The following is a 22,206-nucleotide window of genomic DNA, read 5'->3' as shown; positions in this document are numbered from 1 at the left end:
GATTAGACAATCCCCGTGGAGGGGAGAAGGTCTTGTGCTGCACAGGTGGTTTCACTTTTTCAGCACTTGTGCTTATCTATGGCTGGCCGCCGCTGGAGCAGTCGTACCAAGTGGGAGTGAGTCAAAGTGGCAGGACAGTTCGACAACGACGTTGACGTTGACGTCGAGGTGCTGGTGATCGGCGCCGGCGTGGTCGGCATCTACGCGCTCCACCAGGCGCTCGACGCGGGCTTCACAGCGCAGACTTTGGAGGCCGGTGAGGGGGTGGGCGGTGTCTGGTACTGGAACCGCTACCCGTCCGCGCGCTTCGACTCCGAGAGCTACACGTACGCGTACATCTTCTCCAAGAAGCTCTTCGACGAGTGGCGGTGGAAGGAGGAGTTCGCGACGCAGCCGGAGATCGAGAGCTATCTCAACCACGTCGTCGACCGCTTCGACCTGCGCCGGCACATCCGCACGGGCGAGAAGGTCGTCTCCGCCTCGTTCGACGAGGCAGGCCAGGCATGGGTGGTGCGGACGGAGAAGGGCAGTGTCGTCCGAGCCCGTTGGGTCGTCTCCGCGACGGGCGGACTGTCCGTGCCGAACTATCCCGACATAGACGGACTCGGCGACTTCGGCGGCCAGGCCTACCACACGGGCGCCTGGCCCCACACGCCCGTCGACTTCGCCGGCAAGCGGGTCGCCATCATCGGCAACGGCCCTAGCGGCGCCCAGCTCCTTCCGGCGATCGTCGACACCGTCGAGGCCGTGGATCTCTACCAGCGCACGCCGACCTGGACTACGCCGCTGAACAATGCCCCGATCTCGGACGAGCGCCAGGCATGGCTCAGCGACAACTTCGAGGACATTGTCAAGACGTTGAGCACGTCGCCGACGGGCTTCCTCCACGAGCCGGCCGGGAAGTTCTCGTCGGCGGACTCGGCGCAGGAACGCCAGGCTTTCTACGAGAAGATCTGGAAGAGCCCCGGCTTCGCCAAGCTCACGTCGAACTACTACGACATGACAACGAACCGCGAGGTGAACCTCGAGTTCTGTGCATTCCTCGCCAACAAGATCCGCTCGATCGTCAGGGACGCGGTGACCGCCGAGCGGCTCATCCCGAAGGACCACCTCTTCGGTGCGAAGCGGCCGCCGTTCGTCACCGGCTACTTCGAGTCCTTCAACAAGCCGAACGCCTCGCTCATCTCCCTGCGGGAGACGCCGTTCGTGCGGGTCGACGCCACCGGGATCGAGACCACCGAGCAGCACCGGGACTACGACATCATCGTGTTCGCGACTGGTTTCGACTTCGGCACCGGCGCGCTGACCCGGATGGGCATCAGGGGGCGCGAGAATCTCGACCTGAGCACCGACTGGGAGGACGGGCCGTCCGACTTCGCCGGCTTCAGCGCGCACCTGTTGCCGAACTTCTTCTTCCCGGGCGGTCCGCACGGCGCCGGCGGCGGCAATTACCCGCGCTACTCGCAGGACCAGATCGACTGGATCACCAAGACGCTGATCCACGCGCGCGACCACGGGTACAACGTCTTTGAGCCGACCGCCGCGCAGCAGGACCAGTGGATGACGATGATCGAGACGCTCGCCCCCCAGTCGATCTTCTCGGCCGAGCACAGTCACTACTACGGGGCCAACGTCGAGGGCAAGGTACGCAAGTTCCTCCTCAACCCCGGCGGACGGGCGAAGCTCCACGAGATGCTCGACGAGATGACGTCGACCGAGGACTTCGGCGGCGCTCTCTCGCGCGCGAACGAGACTGCCCATGCCGGGTAGCGGGCGCTGCCAACGGCCGGAAACCAGGGAAAGGAGTACGAAGTGACCGGCACCGACCGCCCCTTTCGTGTGCGGATGCTGTACCAGCCCGTGATCCACGTGCCCGGCCTCGACGAGGCGGAGGACTTCTACAACAGGGTCTTCGGCCGCCCGAGCACCAACTTCTCCGTCGTCATGCCGGATCCGCCGGCGCCGGGGCACTCCGTCGGCTACTCGACGTTCACGGCGATCAGCGATGTGCTCATCGACAACCTCGCACCGAAGCGTTACCTCACCGGCGGGGTGCAGAGGTATCCGGATGTCGCTGCACCGCAGCTGAAGACGACCGGCTGGTACGTCGAGGGAGTCAAGGAGCTCTACAAGGAACTGCGTGCACAGGGCTTTCGCCTCGTGGACGCGCGCGACGAGGTGCTGGAGGCGGACGAGTGGGCAGGAGGCCCGTCGCCGTTCCAGAGCCTGAAGGACGACTCCGGTCTCCCGTACCGCTTCTTCGAGATGTTCCCCTTCCCCCTCGACCCGCGGGTGACCGACGGATGGACGATCCCCGCGGTCACTGACGACGACCCGCTCGGCATCGTGCACGCGTCGCATCACACCGTCCTGACCACCCGGCCGGAGCGCGCGCTCAAGCTCACCGTCGACGTCCTCGGCGGCAAGGTCATCCACACGGGGCGAGACGAGCTGCGCGGCGTCTACGGGCCGTACGTCCAGCTGGCCGACGCCGTCTTCCACTTCGCCACACCGGATCCCTGCGGTGAACGGGCCGAGGGCGCGTCGGGGAACGAGCCGCTGGACACATACCACGCCATCACTTGGACGGTTGCCGATCTGGAGCGGGTGGCCAAGCACCTGGACGCCGAGCGTGTGCGCATCGCCCACCGCTCCGACACCGCCCTCGTGACCGATCCGGCCACCAGCCTCGGCGTCCCGTGGGGATTCACGACGGCTTCCCTTCCAGGAGACACACGATTTCAGGAGACACGATGAGTGACACAGGGCAGTCGCGCCGCGAAGTCCTGCTGGCCCTCACCAACCCCGTCGAGGGGAAGGACAAGGAGTTCCAGGACTGGTACTGGGGAACGCACATTCCGGAGATCCTGGCTCTGCCCGGCTTCGTAGGTGTACGTCGCCTCCGGGCAGCCGACACATCGACGGACGGCATCCCCTACCGCTACGCGACGATCTACGAGGTGGAGGGTTCAGCGGAGGAGGCGCGCACGAGGCTGTTCACCTCCGGGCTCGGTTCCAGCGACACACTGGACACCTCCAGCATCGTGATGATCCCGCTGGTCATGCACGACGACGCGTTCGACTCGTGAGCTCATGGACAGTGCGGGGGAGGCGGACTTGGAGGAGTTGCTCCCTCTGAGGGCCGGTGTCTGAGGAGCGGCGGGGGTGTCCGGGGCGCAGGAGCCCGGAGTGTGATCTTGTGCGGGCTAGTGACGTCAGCTCGCACAAGATCACCGGCCCACCCACCAGGGGCGAGCCCTCGATCGTTTACGTGTACTCGGTGAACCAGGCGCCGACCAACCGCTGGTCGGCGCCTACCGGACGTCCGACGGCCGGTGGCTGGAGACGGCAATGCCGCATCTGGGCCAGTGCCGGCCGGAACTATGACGCCTGACCGGCCGAGCGGACCTCGCGGCCGCCGCGCGCTCCGACAGTACCCAGAGGATTGTGGCGAACGCCGGTGCGGGCGCGGAGTTCGCCGACGGACCGTGCGACGAGTGGGGTCGAGCTGCTGTCGCAGGGCAAGGGACAGTGGGCCGCGGTGCAAAACGCCGGGGTAGGTGGGGCAGGACCCCGCGCTCCGGGCGAACGGGCCGATCGGTCAGGTCGCGGACGCGGAAGAGCAGGACCCCGGGAACTGGTGGCCGACCCGGTGCAGTTCGAGCGCCTTGACGGTCTTCTCGGCCCAGTAGGCTGCGCCCGTCGCGAGTGCCTCGTCGAAGGCGTGGCCGAGGCACGCCTCGGTGGCGAGTTCCTCCCGGAAGAAGTGGCCGCGCACCTGCTCTGCCCCGGACTGCCCGGTGGGGGCAGTGTGCAGTAGCCCCGGGCGTCGTCGAGCCGTGACCAGCCGTTGCGGCGGTCGAGCTTGCTGTGGGCGGCGTCCTCGAGCAGGGCCGAGCCGAAGGAGGTCAGGCCGATCCGCTCCTCAGCAGTTGTTGGATCGGACGTCAGCGCGAACAATCCCTCATGCGCAATGAGCTGCAGCAGCCGCAGTACGGTGCCAGGGCCCAGGGCGGCCGACGCGTCGAGGGCGGCGTGCCCGTCGGTGATGTGCATGGCCAGGTCGAGGCTGACGGCGGCGCGCAGCGCAGTGTGGCACGGCGAGGTCGGACATGTGGTGGAGCCGGTGCAGGAAGTGGGCCTTGTCCTGCTGCGACTTGCCCGCCCGTCAGTAGCCGGCGACGTCGGTGTAACTGTGTTCCACGCCGCGGTCCTTGAACCGGCGGCGCACTGGCCGGAGCATCCCGGCCTCGCCCGCCGCCCACGTGCATACCTGGCTGTCGCGCCAGGGAGTGACAGCGACGGCGGCCACCAGTGCGTCCGTGGGGTCAGTCGTGTCGGCCGAGCTGGGGCGCTCCAGCACGGGCACCTCGCCGGCCGCGGCGCTCGCGTGCGAGGCGGCCGGCGCACACGGGAGGGGTTGCGTCGGCGGGTCCCGTGTCGGTGGCCGTCGCGGCGTGGGAGGCGGCGGTCCGGACGGCGCGGACGTGCATCGCCATGGTGGCGCACTTGTGCTTGACGGCCTGAAAGATGCCCAGTGGGCGACCGAACTGAACGCGCGCCTTCGTGTGTTCGACGGTCATGTCCGACTGCGCTTCCGGGACGCCGGGGGGCTCGGTCGACAGCAGCCCCGACACCAGCAGCCGGCCCGCCGGTCCGACGAGCGAGGTGGGGAGGAAGGGGCCGCGGGCGGCGGCGCGGTCGATCTCCTGAGCGAACGGGGCGCGTTCGACCAGTCCCAGGCCGGTGCCGCCGTGTTCCTCAGGCAGGCCCAGGCCGAATCGGCCGAGCTCGGCCGACGGGTCGCTAGAGCGCGGGGTCGACGTCCTCTGCTTACAGGTTTGCGCCCGCAGGGTGGACGTCGGGCGCATTCGTGGAGCAGGCCGCGCGACACCGTACGCAGCGTCACCCGCTTGTCGTCGAGCTCGAAGGCCACCAGTCGCCACCCGAGTTCGTGCTGTCGCATCGGTTACGGTGTCGAGGCATTGAAAGTATCCTCTTTTGTGGGGTGAGGTCGAGAAGTGGTCGGAAAAACTTGCGATCAACGGTCGACGGCGCAATAAGAGTAGCCTCATAATCAGTTCCGAGGCGGTCGAGGACTTGGGGGGTGAACAGTGATGCGGCTGGAGTCCACGCCGGAGTGTGCGGCGTTCCGGAAGAAGGTGCGGGTGTTCGTCGCCGAGCACGGCCTGTGCATCAAGGAGCACGCCGGCGCCGACGTACGTCCGTTGCGCGAGATCACCGGGTCCAGCGACTTCAACGAGGGATTCCTCGACGGCGTCCGAATCTCAGCAGCAAATGTGATCGGGGTGGTGAACGCCGACTGGCGGGCGGCCATGAGTAGTCTCGGCCACGAACGCTCCGGCGTCGCAGCGCATGGCGTCGAGGTGTTCGCCGCGCTCGATGACCTGCTGCGGCTTGCCGTTGACACTTCGGTCGGCGGCCGGCCCGCACTCGAGGTCTCCCCTCCTCCGTCCGGCGGTCGGCGAGCTCGCCACCCAGGTGCACGTGAATGCCGCAATGGTCGACCTCGCCCAGTCGCGGATGCTGCACCACAGGGAGAGCAGCCCGCCGACGCCCCGCTTGACAAAGTCTTTTGCGGCGAGCGCAACCACGACCTGACGGCCTACGCCGTGCGGTTGCTGGCAGGGAGGGCTGCTCACCGAGGGCGACCCGGATGCCGTATCCGTCGGCTGGTGGCAGGACGTGCACCTGTACTCACCCACGTACAGGATCGCCGGCGGGCCGAACGAGGTTCTGCGGGCGCGGGTTGCCGAGCGGGGACTCGGGCTGCCCCGGGAACCCCGCCAGGAGCGGACCACTGAACGGAACAGCACAGACGACGTGCGCGGGGGATTGGCTACTGCCACCCGCGTCACGTGACCGGAGGCCCGCAGCGGCCTTCACGTAACCACCGTGATTGGAGAGTCCGATGGGTGTTCGCTCACTCGGGTACGTCAGGCTGGAATCCACCGACATCGATAAATGGAAGCAGTTCGGGGGCGATTTCCTCGGGCTGATGCCCGTCGAGGGCGGCGATCCGGAATCGCTGTACTTCAGGATGGACGACCACCCGACCCGCATCGCGGTTTCCCCGGGGCCGCAGAGCGGCATGACGGCGCTGGGCCTCGAGGTCCTCGACGAGCGGGAGCTCACGAGCCTGGCCGCAGCCGTCGAGAAGGCCGGTATCAAGGTGACAGCCGGTACCGAGGCCGAATGCACGGAGCGCCGGGTCACCGGCTTCGTCCGCTTCAGCGACCCGGGCGGCAACCCGGTGGAGCTCTACTACGGCGCTGTCCTCGACCACAAGCCGGTCCGCACCCCGCTGGTGTCGAAGTTCGTCACCGGTGATATGGGGCTGGGGCACGCGATCGTCTCCGCCGAGGACGCGAAGGCCGCTTTCGACTTCTATGTGAACGTCCTCGGCTTCATCGAACGCAACACGATGCGCTCCCAGGGCGGCACCACCTGGTTCATGGGGTGCAACCCGAGGCACCACACCCTGGGCATCACGCCCATGCCGGGCCCCGGGCGCCTGCTGCACGTGATGGTCGAGTCGGCCACGTTGGACGACGTCGGGCTTGCGCTCGACAGGGCCCAGCGGCAGGAGATCCCCATGATGCACACGCTCGGCAAGCACACGAACGACCACATGGTCTCCTTCTATGTCTGGTCGCCGGAGAACTACGCCATCGAGTTCGGCTGGAACGGGCTGAAGGTCCCCGAGCCCGTGCCCGTCTACGAGATCACCGAAGGCGCCTTCTGGGGCCACCGTTTCACTCCGCCGCCGCAGCCCGCGGGCTGATCCGTCCCCGTAGGCAGGGGGACGGATCCGGACGATCGCACGCGCGGTCGTCCGTCCCCCCGTCCCCTTGCCCGGAACTGCCCGCACAATCCGTCGGCCGTCCACCGGTCGACGACTCCTGATGGCCCGTCTCTTTCCTCAAGGATCCCATTGCCGCCCCCCAAGCCCTGTAGGAGGGACAGGTCCCCGTCCCGAGCGGCCTTCCCGGCGTCCAGGGGGCGGTACGGGCACGTAGGGGATGCCCCGGTCCAGGCAGACCTCCAGCACGGGGTCGTAGCGGTCGTTGATGATGAGGACGCTCTGCACGGCTGCGACCTCTATCTCGTTGTCGGCCTGCCGGAAGTCTTCCGGGCCAAGTTTTGACAGTCCGATGTGCTCTAGCCTCCCTTCGTCCCTGAAGAGCGCGGAGGGTGCCGATCTGAGCGGCGAACGGGACCTCCCTGTCGATGCCGTGCAGGTAGCAGAGCTCCAGCCGCTCGACGCCGAGGCGGCGCAGGCTTGCCTCGACGCAGGCCCGGAGGTACACAGGGTGGCCGTGGGGAAGCCACATGTGCCGGGGCAGGTCAGGCGCATGGTGCCGAACCCGAGGCGGGAGACGATTTCCCCGCGATGCTGATCGTCCCCGCGGGCGGGTCGCCGCTCATACCTCGTTCTCCTTGAGGCAGATCTCAAGGGCGCGTTCGACGGCTCGGGCCTGGCTGTCGGGGTCGCTGGTGACGCGCTGGTGCGAGAGCGCGTCCTCGGCGAGGATCCGGTGCGTGTGCTGATCGACCAGGATGCGATAGCGGGCGTCGTAGTCATGCTTGGGCTCGACCTGCACGGCCGTATCGAGGACGGTCGCCAGGAGCAGGTCGTACTTTGGGGCCTGCGTGAACGCGAGCAGGCGCAGGCGCTCGCGTTCCAACCGGTTCGGGTGCTCCGTGCGCCATTCCTGAGCGGCATGGAAGTAGGAGAGGGCGTCGAGCGCTGCACGGTCGGCGAGAACGACCTGGGCGGGCCCCGGGTCGAGTTGCGCGGCTGCGGCGAGCTCGTCGGCGATGCCCTGCGCGATGACCCACTCGGTGGACGCCTCGGTGTGCTTCTGCATCTTTGGTAGGCCGATGTGCGCGGCGCGCCGGCCGATCCTGCCGGTGCGGGTCACGGGAACGCCGTGGGCGCGCAGCTCCATCTCGATCCGCTTGAGGAGCATGGTCTTGCCGGTGGAGTGGGTGCCCATAACACCGACGCGGATGGGCTGCTGGTTCGGTGTCACCACAGCATGGGGTCCTGTTCTGGTTCGGGGGCACCGGGCAGGCCGGGCGGCACGGCCGCTGCAACCAGCTGGTCCCAGGTGTCGAAATGGGCGGCCATGGCGATAAGGAGCTGCGCCGTGGCGTAGGCGTCGAATGTGGCGCGGTGCCTGTGAGCGGGGGCCGTGCTCAGGTCCGGCCGGATGTGCTCGATCAGCGCGTCGAGCGAGTACTTCGGCAGATCGGGGTGGGTGGCCTTGGCCAGCCGGAGTGTGTCGAGCACTCCGGCCGGCTGCCACAGCGGCAGGTGCGCTGCCAGCACCCGGTAGTCCACGTGCGCGTTGTGGGCGCAGACCCAGGAGTTGTTCAGGTGTGTGTGCACTTGATCGGCGATCTCATCCCAGCCCGGTTCCGTCGCCAGCCGTTCGTTGGTCAGACCGTGGACACGCGCGGCGAAGGGCGTGACGGGGCGCCGCGGCCTCGTCAGCCACGCCCCAGCCGTGCTCGTATCCGGCCGTCCCTGGCGTACGGGGAGAGCGGCGACCTCGACCAGGTCGGGCGGGTTCGTGCCGTTGCCCTCGACATCGACTACGAGCAGCGCGGGCCAAGTGGAGAAGTTCACGCGGTGGTTCCGTCCCCCGCCTGCCAGCCGATGTCAGCCCGGCCGTGCTGGCGGTAGTGGTGAGGCTTGTCGCGGTCGTGGCACTGGAACCTGAATCCGTGCTGAAGGAAGTAGCGCGGCGGTTCGTCCAGTCCCTCCACGACGATGGCACGCTCGTTGACCTCTACCTCACCCCGCGCGCCGAGGACTCGGGCCTCATGCGTGACGGCCGTCAGATCCGGCTTGACCCACGCTGCCTGGCACCGGGCGATCTGTTCCTTTGGGCAGATGTCACACAACTCCCGCACGCCGTAATGGCCGTTGTAGTCGGCCTCTCCGTGCGCGTACGCCACCCCGCAGGAGGTCTTGCGGAACAGAACCCCCCAGGAACCGCCCTGATCGAAAGCGTCGAGTATCCGCTGCTCGGCTTCCTCGGGCATGATCTTTCGCCGTGCCGTGTCGTTGTACGGCATCGGCAGGCCGTGCGACTCGTAGTAGGCGGCGATCTCCTCCCGGAAGAACAGACCGGTGAAGACGGTGGCGTGCGCGTGCTGCGACAGCTCCCGGGCCCGTTCGATGTGGGCGTCCGAGTCGTTCAGGCCGGGCACGATCGGCCGCCAGTACAGGACGGTGCGGTACCGCTCTGCGTGCTCGTAGAGGGTGCGCAGGCTCTCGGCGGCGATACGCGAGTCCACCGGCTCGATGGCCGGGTCGGCGATGTTGGAGTGCGTCACCAGGACGGTGAGGCGCAGGTGCTTGAAGCTGTTGAGAACAGCGCAGTCCTCGGGCCTCACGCGCCACCTCGTGATGACCAGGACGTGATTGGTCAGGCCCTGTTCGTCGAGCTTTCGCAGCACCTCGAACACGTGCGGCTTCACGATGGGCAACATCGGGTCCGTGGCGCGGTTGAGGAGCTGGATGGGCGTCTTGTGGGCCCGGAAGTAGGAGTGGGAGACGAGGCGGGTGACGGCCTCCTCGTCGCTCATGAGGCGCCGGGGGACTTTCATCTCGAAGTTGTCGAAGAGGTGCCGGACGCAGTACCCGCATTCCAGCGGGCAACCGACGATCCAGTTCAGCGACAGCCCGGACTTGCGGTACTCGATCACGTCGGCGAGTTCCGGCTTCAGCCCGCCGATCTTGTCGGGGGTGAGGATCGGAAGCGCGCGCCGGGCCGGGGCTGCGGGTGCAGTCATAAGGTCCTCCAGAGGACGAAGAAGCTACGCATCAGCGGGAGTGGTCCGGAGCGGGGCGGGCGGCGTCAGGAGTTCGCGGCGGCCGGCCCCGAACCATGTGCCGAAGTCACGGCGTGCGGCGCCGGGGTCGTCCGAGGTGTGCACGAGGTTCCGGACGAGGCGCTGCTCCATGAGGGCGGCTTGCAGGCTGTCGTCGCCAAGGTCGCCGCGGATTGTGCCGGGCTCCGCGTGGGTCGGGTCGAAGTGGCCGAGGAGCTGGCGTAGTTGCTCATGGAATCCGGGTTCGCCGTGGACCAGTGCGACTGAGACGGGGCGGTCGGCGTACATGGCGTCCAGGCACGCCGGGATTTTCCTGCCGGGGAACCAGTCCGCGTCCACCAGCAGATCCCAGTAGTGGACGTGGGCCTGCCACGCCTTCGCAGTGAGGTCTCGGCGGTTGACGACCGTGGTTCCGGTGGCGGTGATCCGTTTGAGTACGGCGTCCACCAGGTTGCGTTCGACGGCGTCGGGCTTGCACAGGACGACCGCCCACCGGGCGAAGTCGACGCCGTCCACCACGGTGCCGCTCGGCGGCTTCCGGCTCACTGTTCCGTGGTGGCGCAGGCCGACCAACGGTGCCCGACGAGCCAGCGCAGGCCCGGGTGCAGAGCATCGAGTACATCGCGGCTGACGGTGTAGGCCCGGTCGTGCTGGATCTGCCGGTAGACCTCGAACAGGAGGACAGCCTGCTGCCAGTACGCGTCCAGGTTGAGGCCGGCAATGTCGTCGGCACTGTACCGAGCCCTGTTCGTACGGAGCAGATCCTCGTGTTTGAGGACCCGCGCGATTGTGGCGGATGTGGTGCCCGTCGGCATCTCAGGGAACGGGAAGTGCTGCGGGTGGCGCCGGACGGCGGCTTCGGCCAGCACCTTCTTGACGCGCTCAGAGTTTCGGTCGTTGACGTGCGCGGAGCCGATGAGGTGGGTGTAGCTCCCCAGCTCCAGACCGAGCTGCACGGCGGCGTATTCGTGGATCATTGTGAAGCTGAAGACGTCGGAGAGCAGGCCGCCGTCGAGGTCGTTGGCCCGCATGTTGCAGACCATGTGCAGTCGTCCGCCGCGTGCGAAGAGGTGCAGTCCGGCCAGGCACGCCATGTCGGGGTTGTCGCCGATGGCCAGTTCAGCTGGGGAGAAAACGGGGAGGTAACCGCGCTTGCTGTCGTTCTCGGTGCGCAGCAGCTCCAGAACGCGATCGAACGGGGAGACGGACTCGCCTGTTGCCGGGGTGAAGAGCGTGTAGCCGTACGCGGATCCGCCTAGATTGATGCCGTCGGCTGAGCTGGCTCTCATGGACGGCGCGTAGTAGCCGATCATCTCCAGGTCGCGGCGGCCGGCCAGGTACCAGAGAGCTTCGGCGAACTGGAAGACAGGGTTGGCCTTGCGCGTCACCAGATAGGGAAGACGCTGGCGGGGGTCGGGTAGCCGGAATCCGACTCCGAGCACCTCGCGGGCCTCATTTCCGCGGGCTGCGATGTGGTGTTCCGCGCTTCCGGTAGCTAACTCCAGCAGGGCCAGATAGGCACCCTCCACACTGCTAAAGGTCGGTGCTGTGAGCATGAAATTCTCCAGTTCGTTGGGAAGGTGAGGCCCGCGTCGCTGGGGGAGCCGCAAACGGCGCGGGCCTCCATCCGCCCGGCGGATTTCGGGGTTGCCTGGCGGAACCGGCTGCACGCGGGTGCCATGCAGCCGGAGTCGGTGATGGAGCGAACAGAGTTGGGTGCAACCGCTGGGCGGGATGTGAGACCGGCCGCACAGCACATCGGGCCGTCGGGCAGAGGGCTACTTCTGCACTGCGGCCAGCTCCTGCATCAGCTCACGCACCGTGAGGATGCGATACCTGGCCATCCGACGGATGAGTTGCGACGCGAGGAGAATTGGCAGGTTCGGGTGCCTGTAGGGGAGGGGCTCTTTGGGCTGCGCCACGACCTCGACCTTGCCCTCGACCAGACCGTAGATCGTGCCGAGGACGCCATACAGCGGCGCGCTCGTAGCAAGGAACACGACGGGGTCTTCCTCAAGGTGCGGGCACAGACTGGTTGCGGCTCGGACGTGCCTCGCACAGACAGGCGGCTGATTCGTAAGGAGCGGCTGTTGCCGGGTTTCGTAGTCCGCGTGGCCGGCGAGGAAGATAGTTCCTATGGGCGTCGTCGCCGGGTCCGTGCAGATCTGGCAGCGCAGAGTCTCCATGGTGATCCGTTGCCGGAACGGGTGCATCAGCTTCCACTCAGGGTCCCCCGTGGGCCGCCGGCGCTCGTCAACAGGGTTGAACGACACCCGGCCCCACAGGACCTGGCGGTAGTCGCGGTCCTTGGGGTCCTCGTCCGGGTAGAAGAGCCGGTAGCGGCTGTGGCTGCCCAACAAGATCAGATTGTTTGGGGCTGCCTCTTCTCCCTTCCGCTGCGTGATGAAGGGAACGGCGGTCGGGCGCACAGGGCGGTTCGTTTCCTTCGTCTGTGTCTGGGTGAGGTGTTCGGGCAGCGAAGTCATCTCGCGTTCACATTCGTGACGTGCCTGGTTGCCAGCAGGCGCTCAAGGAGTTCGTTGACGGTCCATGCCATACGGCGAACGTGTCCGATGGCCGTCCTGCGGTCGCCAGGCATGTCCTGGGACCAGACTGTGCGGGCCTGTTCGAGAAGTCGGAGAGCCACGCTGTCTTTCCGGTCGGCTTCGCCGCTGACGGCGATCGCGATGAGTCGCATGAGGTGGCCGCGGAGCCGCTGCGCCAACTCCTCCGATCCCTCCTCAGATGGCGGGACTTCGTCGAGTGCAGTTCCGACATCGTCGAGGAGGGCATCGGCGTCGAACGGCTCCCACATATGCATCCTCCGCCGGATGCTCTGTAACTCCGCGGAGTCGAACGGCGGATGCCATGCTTCCGATGTCACCGGATCCTGCAGCCGAAGCGTCTCCTGTGCAGGACGTGCCCACGGAACAACTTGAGTCGGGGCGGTCACGGTTGCTCCCTAGGCACGCTCAGACGGCACCAGGTGCAGGTGCCGTCATCGGTTACGCCCCACGTTTCGGCGATGGCGTCGACCAGAGCCAGGCCGCGGCCGCTCTCGTTGTCCGGGTCGGCAACCCTGAGGACGGGTTTGTCGGGCGATCCGTCCGTCACCTCGATGACGAGGTGCGAGTCGGCCTGGTACAGCCGTACGCCCACAACGCCCCCTTGGCCGTATGCCAGAGCGTTGGTGACCAGTTCGCTCAGGCACAGCTCAACGGGCTCACACAGGGCGTTGAGCTTCCACTTGCGGAGTTGCGCCCTGCCGATACGGCGGACGCGGCCGGGCCACAGACTGTCCCTCTTGGATATTTCTCCGGCACTGCCTAAGCCTGGCCGGGAGGAGCGGGGGATGCAAAGGTCCATATCTCGACCGGCTGCACCGAGCAGCCGAACGGGGGAGGTGCTGCTGGGGCGCTGCTGCACTGTGGCCGTATTGCCGGCCGCGGTCGCGGTCATACCCAGTCCTTCCGCAGGTCGTGATGCGCCGTTTGCGTGTTCCAGCCGCTTGTCAGGCGAGTTCTGCCGTGCGGTCACCACTGGGCGACCTCGCAACGGGACAGTTGGCGGAGCCGAAGAAGCTGTGCGCTCCTGGTGGACGCTCCGATGGGCGCGGTGCCACGTCCGGGTCTGAGCGTTGTCAACGTCCATTCAGTCGCGGGACGCCTGCTTCTCCGTCGCGACATCGTGGGGGCCCCGAGCGCCAAAGTGGCAGACAGAGAATTGATTTCGTTGTCAGGCGCCATGGGTGGCCCCTCCGTGCGTCGTGATCGATTCAGGTGCTCGGGGCCTGCCATCTCCGCTGCCACGACGAACCGTGGGGAGCTGGTCAGGAGGGACCGTCGGAGATCTGGGTATGGCGGAACTCCCTTCTGTTATCAGCTAGGTTGCGTGCGGAACTGGGGGATGAGTTGCCCAGACAAAGTGCAAAGTGCGCGACGCGGCGACTACGTTGAGCTAACCGTGGATTCACGGAGAGGGACATCCCTGAGCGGTTGCCAAGGCCGCCAAAGCCGCCAAAGATCGTTTCGGAACCGAGGGGCACGCCATGGCCCGTACACGCAACACCGCCCTCGCCGCGGTGCTCGCGGAGACCGGCTGGTCGCAGACACAAACAGCTGCCACATTCGTCCGAGTTGCGTCGGAGAGCGGGGCACGTGATCTGCTGGGAATCTCGCGCTCGCATATTTCGATGTGGGTGTTGGGCACACGCCCGAGCGGTCAGGCGCCCCATATCCTCTGCGAGACGCTGTCGCGCAAGCTCGGCCGTCGGGTGACTCTGGCGGAGATCGGGCTCGCCGGGTCAACCGGGCACTCGGAAGATGGTTCCGACTGGAGCGTCGACCCTTTGATCTTGCTGGCCGAACTGGGAAGCGACGACCTGGACATGCACCGACGCAAGCTGCTGGCATCGACCGCCTACTCCGTAGCCGGCCTTGCGCTTCCCGACTCATCCTGGTGGGAATCCGCGCCGGCCGTGGCCAAGGGCCGGCTGCCGGTCTCCTCCAAGAGGGTGGTTGCCGAAGACATCGACGATCTGCGCGACCTGACCAGCTACTTCTCCGCCCGCGACCAACAGCGCGGTGGGGGCAGAGGACGTCGAGCGCTCGTTGGATACTTGCGGGAGGACGCCGTACCGCTGCTGAGCAGTCGGTTCACCACCGAGACGATGCGGCGCGAGACGTACTCGGCCGTTGCCGAAATGACCTACCTCGCCGGCTGGATGGCCTTCGACGCTTCCGAGCACCGTACGGCCCAGCGCTACCTCACCCTCGCGGCCCACATCGCAGCCGAAGCGAGCGACGGACCGCTCAGCGGCCACATTCTGCGAGCCCTCGCCCACCAAGCCGTGGACTTGGGCCACCCCCACCGAGCCCTCGAACTGGCCAGCGCCTCCATGTCGACCGACCGCTACGGCCAGGCTCGTCCTAGGGAACGAGCCCTCCTCGGTATCGTTCACGCCCGTGCCCTGGCAGCAGCCGGTGACCACGCAGGCACCCTCGGGGCCATTAGTCGCGCCGAACGCGATCTGTCCCAGGCCGACGCCAGTGAGGCCCCGAACCGCGTGGAATTCTTTCAGGAAGCCTCGCTGGCCCACGAGACAGCCTGCGCACTGCGCGACCTTGGCCAGCCGCGTGACGCAGAGATCCACTTCCAGCGCAGCGTCGCGACCCGCCGCCGTCAGCTCTACGCTCGCACCCATAGCGTGACCCTCGGATACCTCGGCGCAGTCCAGGTTAAGCAAGGACGCCTCGACGAGGCTTGCTCCACCTGGAACCAAGCCCTCGACGCAATGTCCGGTATCCACTCCGGCAGAGCCCGCGACGTCATCGTTCGCATGCAGAGCGATCTCTCGCCCGTCCGGCAACGGGGCGGCCGGCACGTAGCGGAACTGGACCGCCGCGCACGCGAAATGCTGCGCACCATAGGCTGATCGCAGATCATGGCGGCCGACCCGCCGTCGGCCCGCTGTACCAGCTGTAACGCGGAGGGAGAGCGAAGAACGATGACCACGTACGAGGTCAGCTCGATCGCGACGGTCGTGGGGGGACACTCTCGTGTTCTGGACGATCATCAGGGTGGCGTGCAGTCGATCATTCGCTTCCACAGCACGTACCCACTCGAAACGCTGCAGGGAATTGAGGAGTTCTCGCACCTGACGGTGATCTGGCGTTTCCATCTGGCGCGTCTTGAAGACGTGCAACTGCACGCCCGGAGCCCGCGTGGGAACCCGCAGTGGCCGGCGACGGGGACGTTCGTCCACCGCAATCACCGCAGGCCGAACCAGCTTGCGATCAGCTATCCGCGTTTGCTCGATGTGGACGGCCGGGACCTCCTGGTCACCGACCTTGATGCGGTGGACGGAACCCCCGTGATCGACCTGGGGCCCTATTTCGAGCAGATGGGGCCGCGAGGTGCCGTCCGTCAGCCAGCCTGGCCCGGCGAAATGCTCGATCCGAGCTACTGGGCGAACGCGAGTGAGCGGCCCGCAGCCGACGAATCTCCCTAAGGTCGCTTGAGAATTGCTGACTCCGCATCACCTAGGGAGGCGCCCGAGGCAAGGGGGTGCGTCTCCGGTGTCGGAGGCGAGCGCCTCAGGCGGCCGACTCGGCTTGGCCGGCTGACTGAGCTTCTTCGAGTTGGCCACCGATCGGGTGATGGCCGTGAAGCGCAACGAGCGAGGCCCCCGGGCTGTTGATCGAGATGTCTGACGTCTCAATCACTTTGCTCGGGGGCCTCGTTGGTTATCCATCCTGCCGCACTCGACCTGCCGCACGCGCTCGTGGAATGGGTCACCATGCTGATCATCACTCGTGAGGGCGACCGGCGCTGCAAGCTCCGTCCGTCTCAGCGCGCGATGGTGGCACTGGTGTACCTGCGCGAACACACCACTCTGGCGAAGATCGCCGCCGGGTTCGGGATCAGCGAGTCCACCGCCCACGCCTACACCAGCGCGGTCGTCGACCTGCTCGCCGAACGTGCACCAGGTCTGCTGAAGACGCTGCGCGAGCACGAACCCGACTTCGTCCTGCTCGACGGCACCCTCGCAGAGTGCGACCGCGTCGGCGACGGCCGGGCCGACTACTCCCACAAACACCGGCGTCACGGCGTGAACGTGCAGGTCGTAACCGACCCCGGCGGCCGGCTGCTGTGGCTCTCGCCCGCCCTGCCGGGCCGCACCCACGACCTGACCGCTGCCCGTACCCACCGGATCATCCGGATCTGCGAGCGCCAGGGCGTTCCTATCTTGGCCGATCTCGCCTACCAAGGTGCCGGCCCGTGGCTGACCACCGGCATCAAGCGCAGGCCCCTGCAGGAACTCACCCCCACCGAAAAGACCCTCAACCAGGCATTGGCCGCAGCACGAGCGCCCGTCGAACGCGGCGTCGCGAGCCTGAAGTCCTGGCGAATCTTCCGCAGGTCCCGATGCAGTCCCAACCGCATGACGTCAATCGCCAAAGCCATCCTCACGCTGGAGAGGCAACGCTGAAGAAGCTCACTGACTACCGACTCGTCCGCTCATCGACGTGGCGTTTTTCAGAGCAGGACGGGAAGAGAATCCAGCCCGCGAACGAGACGGGTGTGCCGCCAAACCAACCGTTCAGCAGGTACGGCGAGTCGGAATTCGGGGAAGCGGGTCAGAATCGCGCCTAGGGCGATGTGGGCTTCGGCTTTTGCGAGTGGTGCGCCCACACAGCGGTGGATGCCGTGGCCGAAGCTGAGGTGACCGGTCGCGTCTCGGTCTAGGTCGAGCTGGTCCGGCGTCGGGAAGCGGTCCGGGTCGCGGTTGGCGGCTCCGAGGGCGACCAGCACGGGGACGCCTGCGGGGATCTCGGTTTCGCCCAGGGTGATGGCTTCCGTGGTGAACCGGAAGGTGGATGTGCTGACCGGTGCGTCGAAGCGGAGTAGCTCATCCAGTGCCTGCGGGATGGCATCCGGGTTGCTGCGCACACGCTCCAGCTCGGCCGGGTGCTGCAACAGGGCCAGGGCGGCGTTGCCGAGGAAGTGGGTGGTCGTCTCGTGACCGGCGACGAGCAGCAGCACAGCCAGGGAGACCAGCTCCTCCTCGTTCAGATGGTCCTCGCCGTCGCGCGCGGCGATGAGGCGATCCAGGAGCGAATCGCCTGGGCGAAGGCGCTTCGACGCGATCAGGCCGGTCATGTAATCAGCGACGGCGTACGAGGCAGCGTCGGTGCGCTCGGGCTCTCCGGCGGCGAACAATGCGGCGGACCAGCGCTGAACCTGAGGCCGATCGATCTCAGGCACACCCAGCAGCTCGCAGATCACCATGACTGGAAGAGGAACAGCGAGGTCGGCGACGAGATCGACGGGGCCCTCGGCGGGCCACTGGTCCAGCAGTTCGTCGGTCAGCCGGGTGATGAAGGGGCGGAGCCCGGCGACAGCGCCGCTCGTGAACGCACCGGTGACCAGCTTGCGGAGCCGAGTGTGCTGGGGCGGGTCGCTGGCCAGCATGTTGTGCGCGACCGCGGGATGCAGCCGACGCTTTGAATTCTTGCCGGCGAAGAAGGCGGCGGTGTCCTTGGAAAGCCGGGAGTCGCTGAGAGCATGCCGGGCTTCCGCATATCCGGTGACCAGGTAGCTGTGACGTCCGCTGGATCCGGATGCCACAGCCTGCACGGGGCACTCGGAGCGCATGGCGGCGTATGCGGGATAAGGGTCGTGTGCGGACTGAGTGTCCTTGGCGGCGTCGTTCATGGTGTCAGGCTCCAACCGTATATGACAGGCCGTCATCGGCGACACGCGGCAGGGGACGGTTCATGTAGGCACGCGTGACCTGGAGCAGCCAATCCGTCTCCGCGCGCAGGTCCCTCCGATCTGCGGCATAGCTCCCCGGCAGGGCAGCGATCTCCTTGGGGCGACGACCCGCCCGCATGGAAGCCAGTGCACCCTTCACGACAGCCGCCTCCACGATCGCTGCCCCCGCCTGCGTACCGACACCAACTGATCGCTCGGCGGCTTCCTGTATCTGCCGGGAGCTGTAGGCACGGAGGGCGAGGATGCCGTCGCTGATCTCGATGACACACCGCTGGAGAAGGAAGTCACCATCATCGACGTCCCCGGCCGGCAGCACGATCTCGGGCATCGCGGCAGAAAGGTCCCGCCAGAGTGGGCCAAGCTCCTCCAGTGAGCGCCTTTCCCAACGGTGGCGCCGAGACTGGCGGATCGGGTACACGACAGCAGGCAGAGTGAGGCCCAGGCAGATCAGGAGTACGGCGAGTGCTGGGGACGCCACGCTGAAGGCGCAAGTCGAGGCGACCGGCGAGGAACATTTTCCGTGTTCGGGTATGAGTCCCAGTCCGAACATCAGGGACACGAGCCCCGTGACCTTGTAAGCGACGTAGACCATGGCGAACACGCAGCCGGTCGCCGCGATACGGAGACCGACTTTGACGCTGCTTCTACCCGTCGACGCCGACTGGCGCAGAGACTGCCGGAGGAATTCGACGACGGCGAAGCCCAAGTAGGCGATGTAGACGAGCGAATACAGGGCGTGCACCTGTGGGGAGCGGCTCGTCGACTGCTCCACCGCAAACAGCACCGTCATGCAGCCTATAGCTGCGGCGAGAAGGCTGATGCGCAGGCGAATGCGGCGCCGGGCCTCTGCCGATTCGAGATTTACCTGGAAGGAGAGGGCCAGGACTGACGTAGCGGCGGCCAGGGAGGCCGAGTTGCTCAACAGGCGTGCCGCGTGGGGTACGACGTTTTCTATCGCATGGGCGAACAGTGGTGCGTAGGAGAAGAAGGAGAGCGCGAATGAGGTGAGAAGACTCCCCATAGCCCAGGTGCCAGCGGGGCGAGGTGTGCCTCGCCCGAATGTCCAATACAGGGAGGCGGCAGTGAGCACGCAGGCCACTCCGAGAAAGACCCCATTCATTGCGTGCGAGACCGGCCCTTCCTGACAGACTGGGTGAAGAGGGCATCCCAGCTCTCGCGACCCTTTTCTGGGTCACGAGAAGGGCACTCACGTTCGCGATATATGCGCTGCCGGACGACGGTCGCCATCATCTCCGCCTCGCGTTCGTCGGCGGTCGAATAGCTCGTACGCCCCGACATGCGCATCACCAGCGTGGGGTTGACGCCGAGTGTGTGGGCCGTGCCCGAGTCAAGCTCCAGGCTCCCGGGGTGGTTGAGGAGCACGTGGCACAGCTCATGCGTCAAGATGTGCCTCTGGTGATGCACGGAGGTTCCTTCCTCGTAGTAGAGGAAGTCGATCTCAGGCGTTTCCAGGCGAATGCCGCAGGGAGCGTCGATGGTGCCGAGCGTGTTGAGTGGCTTAACGATGATCGGTTTACCACGACGGGCGGCGATCGAGTCGCGGAATTCGCGTGTACTGAAGCGGTGCGGCAGGTTCAGCTGGTCGACCTGCTCCTCACATGATGTGCGCAGTCGACGCTCGTCGATTTCTGGCAAGGGTATCGGCGTCCTCTTCGGTCCGTACGTGAACTCGCTGCTGAGCGACGCCAAAGAGCATGCCAAGGAAGACCTGGAAGCCGAACTCATCGGAAGTGACAGTTCCGGTTACGGATGGTGACGCTCGAACCGTCCCCGGCGAAGACGGTCACGCTTGTTGAATTTCGGTGACTCCTGTTGGAGGCCGAAATTCCGGGCGACGCGCATGGTCTGCTGGCCGCCGTTGGGCGTGGTTGAAAAGGGGACTGTCCGGTATGCCTGGCTACGCTGAATGACAGCTGCATGATCATTAGGCGCCTATTCATCGTGCGGTGTGAGGCGTTTCACGGAACTGTCCGATCTATTCTTGCTTTATGGAACTCCCCGGTGGCCTGGGTGGCAACGATGCGCCCGACGGAGAGTCACTGCCCGAACTCCTGCGGTCCTGGCGGAATCGCGCCTATCCGCGTGAAGTCTCCGAGACCGCCGCTCCGAGGCGACGGCGCTCCGGGTTGACGCAGCGGGAACTTGCGCGCCTGGCAGGCGTGAGCGAGCGCTGGTACGGCAATCTGGAGCGGGGGGAGCCAGCTGAGTACTCGGAGGGCTTCCTGGACCGCCTGTCCTCTGCTCTGGGGCTGGGCGAGGCCGAGCGGAGCGCGCTCTATCTGAGAGCGATCGGCCGACCGCCGACGTCGGCTGTTGCGCCGGGCTCGGCCGCAGCTGCAGGGATGGACCTTACGCTCCAGCAGTTCTTGGACAACCAAGCCCCGAACCCTGCCTTCGTGACGGACCTGGCGTGGAACGTGATCGGCTGGAACGACCCATTGCGGGAGTGGTTCCCCTGGGCCGCGCAGCAGGGCAATCAGATGCTGTGGGCTCTTCTTGCTCCGCAGGCCCGCAAGCAGCTCGTCGACTGGGAGGGCAGTTGGGCTCGTCCCTACCTCGGGCAGATCCGGTATGCCCGTGCGCAGCATCCCGACGACGAGGCCCTGGCGAGCTTGGAGCGCGAGATTCTCGCTCGTTCTGCAGAGGCGCGGAAGATGTGGAACCTCCGCGAGGTGCACGAGCACGCCGACGGTGACTTGCGCAGACTCAGGCTTCCCTGCCACCGAGGTCGAGAAGTGTCCGTCCGGATCGTTGCCCTGCGTCTCATGCGCAGCGACCGGCTGCGGGTGAACGTGCTGATGGAGAGTGGTCGGGCTGTCGGCGCGTAGTCCGGCCGGGTCCCTACGCATCTCAGTTCAGGCCGGGGGAGCTTCACTCATCATCGAGCAGCGCTGAGTCGTCCGTCATACCCTCTAGTCGACGGGCCTGGTCGATCACGGTGTTCAGCATGTTCAGACTCGCCGTGCTGAGCCCGTTGGCGCGCAACGCGACCCGTCGCACGTCGTGGTCGCGCATCGCCGCAACCACTTGAATCTCGGCGCGCTGCCGCGTGGCCTCTTCCTCGTCGAAGAAGTAGCCCGGATTCACTCCGAAGAAGCCGGCCAGGGCTCGGATCGTCTGCATCTTCGGGTTCGAGTTGATCCCTTTGCGGAGCTGCTGGATGGCGCTCGCTGAGATGGCCGTCCCTGAGGCTTCCTTGATGCCCTTCGACACCTCCGCGTACGTGTACGGTCCGCGGCCCTTCGGGTGCACCTCTCTGAACAGGTAGTCGAGCAACTCGGCGAAGCTCTTCTCGGTCATCTCCAGCCCTCCGTCATGACCGCAACCCTATCCACTCCAATGGTGATCATGCACGTGGGGTGCCTCGTAGTCGCCATTGCAGTTGACGTAGTGGCGCAATTGCAGTGTACGTTCGTCCATGTAATCGTCCAGTGCAGTGTTCCATGGCTGCTCGGGGCGGGTGCGCCCCTGGACTTGTGCCAGGGCCGGCCATATGGTCCTGGTCCCCGACCGAGGGGCGGCGAGACCTACAGGAGGAGAGGGCGATGCCAGCACAGGAGGCATAGCCGCATCAGGCCCGGAGTAGTCCGACGCCGGGAGCTACCAACTCCCGAGCGCCGGCCCAAGGGCCCGAGGGCACCTATTCACAACTCGCGGGCGGCGGGCTTTTGCACGAGAACCACCGCACCGCGCTCCTACAAACACGGGAGTATCGCATGCTCGCCACGACGAGCGACAAGCCGGCATGCGCGGATGCGCCTAACGAGCGCCTCGCGGCACAGGTCAGCGACATAGCCCCTGGGGCAGTGGCCATTCGTGTCAGCCTCACCGACCCCACGCGGACGTGGCCCCAACCCCACGCCATCGCGCTGGATGCGTCCGGGCAACGGATCGAACTGCACCGGACGGCAGCCCAGGTGGCGGCCCGCTGGGTTCAGCGCGCCTGGCCGGGCGCCGACTGGAACCAGCCTCACACCTTCGACATCGGCACAGCGACCTTCACCTGCGGAACCGTCGCTGCCGCTCGCCGGAGCCGCTGAT

25 protein-coding genes are annotated in these 22,206 nt (G+C 66.5%); 9 read left to right on the top strand and 16 right to left on the bottom strand.

Annotated elements, in window-relative coordinates:
• Positions 1 to 126 precede the first annotated feature (126 nt).
• From ACFWBQ_RS30175 to ACFWBQ_RS30165, 3 genes are read left to right on the top strand one after another with little or no spacing between them, the layout of a single operon-like run.
• A complete protein-coding gene (locus tag ACFWBQ_RS30175) occupies positions 127 to 1,770 on the top strand; it encodes a flavin-containing monooxygenase (RefSeq protein WP_385502751.1) in 1,644 nt (547 codons plus the stop codon).
• A 42-nt stretch (positions 1,771 to 1,812) separates the two neighbouring features.
• Positions 1,813 to 2,757 carry a VOC family protein gene (locus ACFWBQ_RS30170; RefSeq protein WP_385502747.1) on the top strand — a complete coding sequence of 315 codons (945 nt, stop codon included), beginning with the start codon at positions 1,813 to 1,815 and terminating at the stop codon, positions 2,755 to 2,757.
• Entirely contained in the window at positions 2,754 to 3,089 is a 336-nt protein-coding gene (locus ACFWBQ_RS30165; RefSeq protein ID WP_385502742.1) for a hypothetical protein, read from the top strand. Before ACFWBQ_RS30170 ends, ACFWBQ_RS30165 begins: the two co-directional genes overlap by 4 nt.
• Positions 3,090 to 3,601: 512 nt before the next feature.
• Here ACFWBQ_RS30165 and ACFWBQ_RS30160 read toward each other — a convergent pair.
• The 3 genes from ACFWBQ_RS30160 to ACFWBQ_RS30150 form a co-directional block, all read right to left on the bottom strand.
• Positions 3,602 to 3,778: a hypothetical protein gene (locus ACFWBQ_RS30160; protein WP_385502739.1), complete on the bottom strand. Its 177-nt coding sequence runs from the start codon at positions 3,776 to 3,778 to the stop codon at positions 3,602 to 3,604.
• A 390-nt stretch (positions 3,779 to 4,168) separates the two neighbouring features.
• Positions 4,169 to 4,312 carry an SIP domain-containing protein gene (locus ACFWBQ_RS30155; RefSeq protein WP_385502735.1) on the bottom strand — a complete coding sequence of 48 codons (144 nt, stop codon included), beginning with the start codon at positions 4,310 to 4,312 and terminating at the stop codon, positions 4,169 to 4,171.
• A 16-nt stretch (positions 4,313 to 4,328) separates the two neighbouring features.
• A complete protein-coding gene (locus ACFWBQ_RS30150; protein ID WP_385502731.1) occupies positions 4,329 to 4,871 on the bottom strand; it encodes an acyl-CoA dehydrogenase family protein in 543 nt (180 codons plus the stop codon).
• Between the two features lie 1,061 nt (positions 4,872 to 5,932).
• Here ACFWBQ_RS30150 and ACFWBQ_RS30145 point away from each other — a divergent pair.
• Positions 5,933 to 6,805 carry a VOC family protein gene (locus tag ACFWBQ_RS30145; protein ID WP_385502724.1) on the top strand — a complete coding sequence of 291 codons (873 nt, stop codon included), beginning with the start codon at positions 5,933 to 5,935 and terminating at the stop codon, positions 6,803 to 6,805.
• Here the strand turns inward: ACFWBQ_RS30145 and ACFWBQ_RS30140 are convergent.
• The 9 genes from ACFWBQ_RS30140 to ACFWBQ_RS30100 all read right to left on the bottom strand — a co-directional run bounded on the left by ACFWBQ_RS30140 (position 6,777) and on the right by ACFWBQ_RS30100 (position 13,326).
• A complete protein-coding gene (locus ACFWBQ_RS30140; RefSeq protein WP_385502720.1) occupies positions 6,777 to 7,355 on the bottom strand; it encodes an aldo/keto reductase in 579 nt (192 codons plus the stop codon). The genes ACFWBQ_RS30145 and ACFWBQ_RS30140 overlap by 29 nt on opposite strands.
• 90 nt (positions 7,356 to 7,445) lie before the next feature.
• On the bottom strand, positions 7,446 to 8,060 hold the full coding sequence (locus ACFWBQ_RS30135) for an AAA family ATPase (protein WP_385502715.1): 615 nt from the start codon (positions 8,058 to 8,060) through the stop codon (positions 7,446 to 7,448).
• A complete protein-coding gene (locus ACFWBQ_RS30130) occupies positions 8,054 to 8,656 on the bottom strand; it encodes an exonuclease domain-containing protein (RefSeq protein ID WP_385502710.1) in 603 nt (200 codons plus the stop codon). Before ACFWBQ_RS30130 ends, ACFWBQ_RS30135 begins: the two co-directional genes overlap by 7 nt.
• Positions 8,653 to 9,828 (bottom strand): radical SAM protein, encoded by a 1,176-nt coding sequence (locus ACFWBQ_RS30125; protein ID WP_385502704.1) that lies wholly within the window; start codon positions 9,826 to 9,828, stop codon positions 8,653 to 8,655. Before ACFWBQ_RS30125 ends, ACFWBQ_RS30130 begins: the two co-directional genes overlap by 4 nt.
• Before the next feature lie 24 nt (positions 9,829 to 9,852).
• Positions 9,853 to 10,413: a nucleoside-diphosphate kinase gene (locus ACFWBQ_RS30120; RefSeq protein ID WP_385502699.1), complete on the bottom strand. Its 561-nt coding sequence runs from the start codon at positions 10,411 to 10,413 to the stop codon at positions 9,853 to 9,855.
• Entirely contained in the window at positions 10,410 to 11,423 is a 1,014-nt protein-coding gene (locus tag ACFWBQ_RS30115; protein ID WP_385502692.1) for a thymidylate synthase, read from the bottom strand. Before ACFWBQ_RS30115 ends, ACFWBQ_RS30120 begins: the two co-directional genes overlap by 4 nt.
• A 222-nt stretch (positions 11,424 to 11,645) precedes the next feature.
• Positions 11,646 to 12,353 carry a hypothetical protein gene (locus ACFWBQ_RS30110; protein WP_385502682.1) on the bottom strand — a complete coding sequence of 236 codons (708 nt, stop codon included), beginning with the start codon at positions 12,351 to 12,353 and terminating at the stop codon, positions 11,646 to 11,648.
• A complete protein-coding gene (locus tag ACFWBQ_RS30105) occupies positions 12,350 to 12,820 on the bottom strand; it encodes a DUF6415 family natural product biosynthesis protein (protein ID WP_385502677.1) in 471 nt (156 codons plus the stop codon). The genes ACFWBQ_RS30110 and ACFWBQ_RS30105 overlap by 4 nt, the downstream gene beginning before the upstream one ends.
• A complete protein-coding gene (locus ACFWBQ_RS30100; protein WP_385502671.1) occupies positions 12,817 to 13,326 on the bottom strand; it encodes an ATP-binding protein in 510 nt (169 codons plus the stop codon). The genes ACFWBQ_RS30105 and ACFWBQ_RS30100 overlap by 4 nt, the downstream gene beginning before the upstream one ends.
• Before the next feature lie 589 nt (positions 13,327 to 13,915).
• Here ACFWBQ_RS30100 and ACFWBQ_RS30095 point away from each other — a divergent pair.
• From ACFWBQ_RS30095 to ACFWBQ_RS30085, 3 genes are all read left to right on the top strand, one after another.
• Positions 13,916 to 15,301, top strand: coding sequence for a Tat pathway signal protein (locus tag ACFWBQ_RS30095; protein ID WP_385502664.1), 1,386 nt, complete (start codon positions 13,916 to 13,918; stop codon positions 15,299 to 15,301).
• A 72-nt stretch (positions 15,302 to 15,373) separates the two neighbouring features.
• A complete protein-coding gene (locus tag ACFWBQ_RS30090; RefSeq protein ID WP_385502659.1) occupies positions 15,374 to 15,877 on the top strand; it encodes an SAM-dependent methyltransferase in 504 nt (167 codons plus the stop codon).
• Between the two features lie 231 nt (positions 15,878 to 16,108).
• Positions 16,109 to 16,858 (top strand): transposase family protein, encoded by a 750-nt coding sequence (locus ACFWBQ_RS30085; protein WP_385502654.1) that lies wholly within the window; start codon positions 16,109 to 16,111, stop codon positions 16,856 to 16,858.
• A 47-nt stretch (positions 16,859 to 16,905) separates the two neighbouring features.
• On the opposite strand, the gene ACFWBQ_RS30080 is transcribed toward ACFWBQ_RS30085, so the two are convergent.
• The 3 genes from ACFWBQ_RS30080 to ACFWBQ_RS30070 are packed head-to-tail and all read right to left on the bottom strand — an operon-like array spanning position 16,906 to position 19,800.
• On the bottom strand, positions 16,906 to 18,084 hold the full coding sequence (locus ACFWBQ_RS30080) for a cytochrome P450 (protein WP_385502650.1): 1,179 nt from the start codon (positions 18,082 to 18,084) through the stop codon (positions 16,906 to 16,908).
• Positions 18,085 to 18,088: 4 nt separating this feature from the next.
• Positions 18,089 to 19,234, bottom strand: a complete 1,146-nt coding sequence (locus tag ACFWBQ_RS30075) for an MAB_1171c family putative transporter (RefSeq protein ID WP_385502646.1) — start codon at positions 19,232 to 19,234, stop codon at positions 18,089 to 18,091.
• Between the two features lie 26 nt (positions 19,235 to 19,260).
• Positions 19,261 to 19,800, bottom strand: coding sequence for a regulator component (locus ACFWBQ_RS30070; RefSeq protein ID WP_385502641.1), 540 nt, complete (start codon positions 19,798 to 19,800; stop codon positions 19,261 to 19,263).
• 353 nt (positions 19,801 to 20,153) lie between these two features.
• Here ACFWBQ_RS30070 and ACFWBQ_RS30065 point away from each other — a divergent pair, with 353 nt between their 5' ends.
• Positions 20,154 to 20,993 carry a helix-turn-helix transcriptional regulator gene (locus ACFWBQ_RS30065; protein ID WP_385502636.1) on the top strand — a complete coding sequence of 280 codons (840 nt, stop codon included), beginning with the start codon at positions 20,154 to 20,156 and terminating at the stop codon, positions 20,991 to 20,993.
• Between the two features lie 43 nt (positions 20,994 to 21,036).
• On the opposite strand, the gene ACFWBQ_RS30060 is transcribed toward ACFWBQ_RS30065, so the two are convergent.
• On the bottom strand, positions 21,037 to 21,465 hold the full coding sequence (locus ACFWBQ_RS30060; RefSeq protein ID WP_385502630.1) for a Secondary metabolite protein: 429 nt from the start codon (positions 21,463 to 21,465) through the stop codon (positions 21,037 to 21,039).
• Positions 21,466 to 21,881: 416 nt separating this feature from the next.
• Here ACFWBQ_RS30060 and ACFWBQ_RS30055 point away from each other — a divergent pair, with 416 nt between their 5' ends.
• On the top strand, positions 21,882 to 22,205 hold the full coding sequence (locus ACFWBQ_RS30055; RefSeq protein ID WP_385502625.1) for a transcriptional regulator: 324 nt from the start codon (positions 21,882 to 21,884) through the stop codon (positions 22,203 to 22,205).
• The last annotated feature ends 1 nt before the right edge of the window (position 22,206 follow it).

The organism is Streptomyces sp. NPDC060035 (genome assembly GCF_042736635.1).
Taxonomy (GTDB): domain Bacteria; phylum Actinomycetota; class Actinomycetes; order Streptomycetales; family Streptomycetaceae; genus Streptomyces.
This window is presented reverse-complemented; position numbering and strand designations above follow the sequence as displayed.

Coding starts and splice junctions, on each gene's coding strand:
- ACFWBQ_RS30110 (WP_385502682.1), bottom strand. CDS start 12,353: ATGACTTCGCTGCCCGAACACCTCACCCAGACACAGACGAAGGAAACG.
- ACFWBQ_RS30140 (WP_385502720.1), bottom strand. CDS start 7,355: ATGTGGCTTCCCCACGGCCACCCTGTGTACCTCCGGGCCTGCGTCGAG.
- ACFWBQ_RS30145 (WP_385502724.1), top strand. CDS start 5,933: ATGGGTGTTCGCTCACTCGGGTACGTCAGGCTGGAATCCACCGACATC.
- ACFWBQ_RS30060 (WP_385502630.1), bottom strand. CDS start 21,465: ATGACCGAGAAGAGCTTCGCCGAGTTGCTCGACTACCTGTTCAGAGAG.
- ACFWBQ_RS30055 (WP_385502625.1), top strand. CDS start 21,882: ATGCTCGCCACGACGAGCGACAAGCCGGCATGCGCGGATGCGCCTAAC.
- ACFWBQ_RS30080 (WP_385502650.1), bottom strand. CDS start 18,084: ATGAACGACGCCGCCAAGGACACTCAGTCCGCACACGACCCTTATCCC.
- ACFWBQ_RS30100 (WP_385502671.1), bottom strand. CDS start 13,326: ATGACCGCGACCGCGGCCGGCAATACGGCCACAGTGCAGCAGCGCCCC.
- ACFWBQ_RS30095 (WP_385502664.1), top strand. CDS start 13,916: ATGGCCCGTACACGCAACACCGCCCTCGCCGCGGTGCTCGCGGAGACC.
- ACFWBQ_RS30125 (WP_385502704.1), bottom strand. CDS start 9,828: ATGACTGCACCCGCAGCCCCGGCCCGGCGCGCGCTTCCGATCCTCACC.
- ACFWBQ_RS30115 (WP_385502692.1), bottom strand. CDS start 11,423: ATGCTCACAGCACCGACCTTTAGCAGTGTGGAGGGTGCCTATCTGGCC.
- ACFWBQ_RS30150 (WP_385502731.1), bottom strand. CDS start 4,871: ATGCGCCCGACGTCCACCCTGCGGGCGCAAACCTGTAAGCAGAGGACG.
- ACFWBQ_RS30090 (WP_385502659.1), top strand. CDS start 15,374: ATGACCACGTACGAGGTCAGCTCGATCGCGACGGTCGTGGGGGGACAC.
- ACFWBQ_RS30165 (WP_385502742.1), top strand. CDS start 2,754: ATGAGTGACACAGGGCAGTCGCGCCGCGAAGTCCTGCTGGCCCTCACC.
- ACFWBQ_RS30065 (WP_385502636.1), top strand. CDS start 20,154: ATGGAACTCCCCGGTGGCCTGGGTGGCAACGATGCGCCCGACGGAGAG.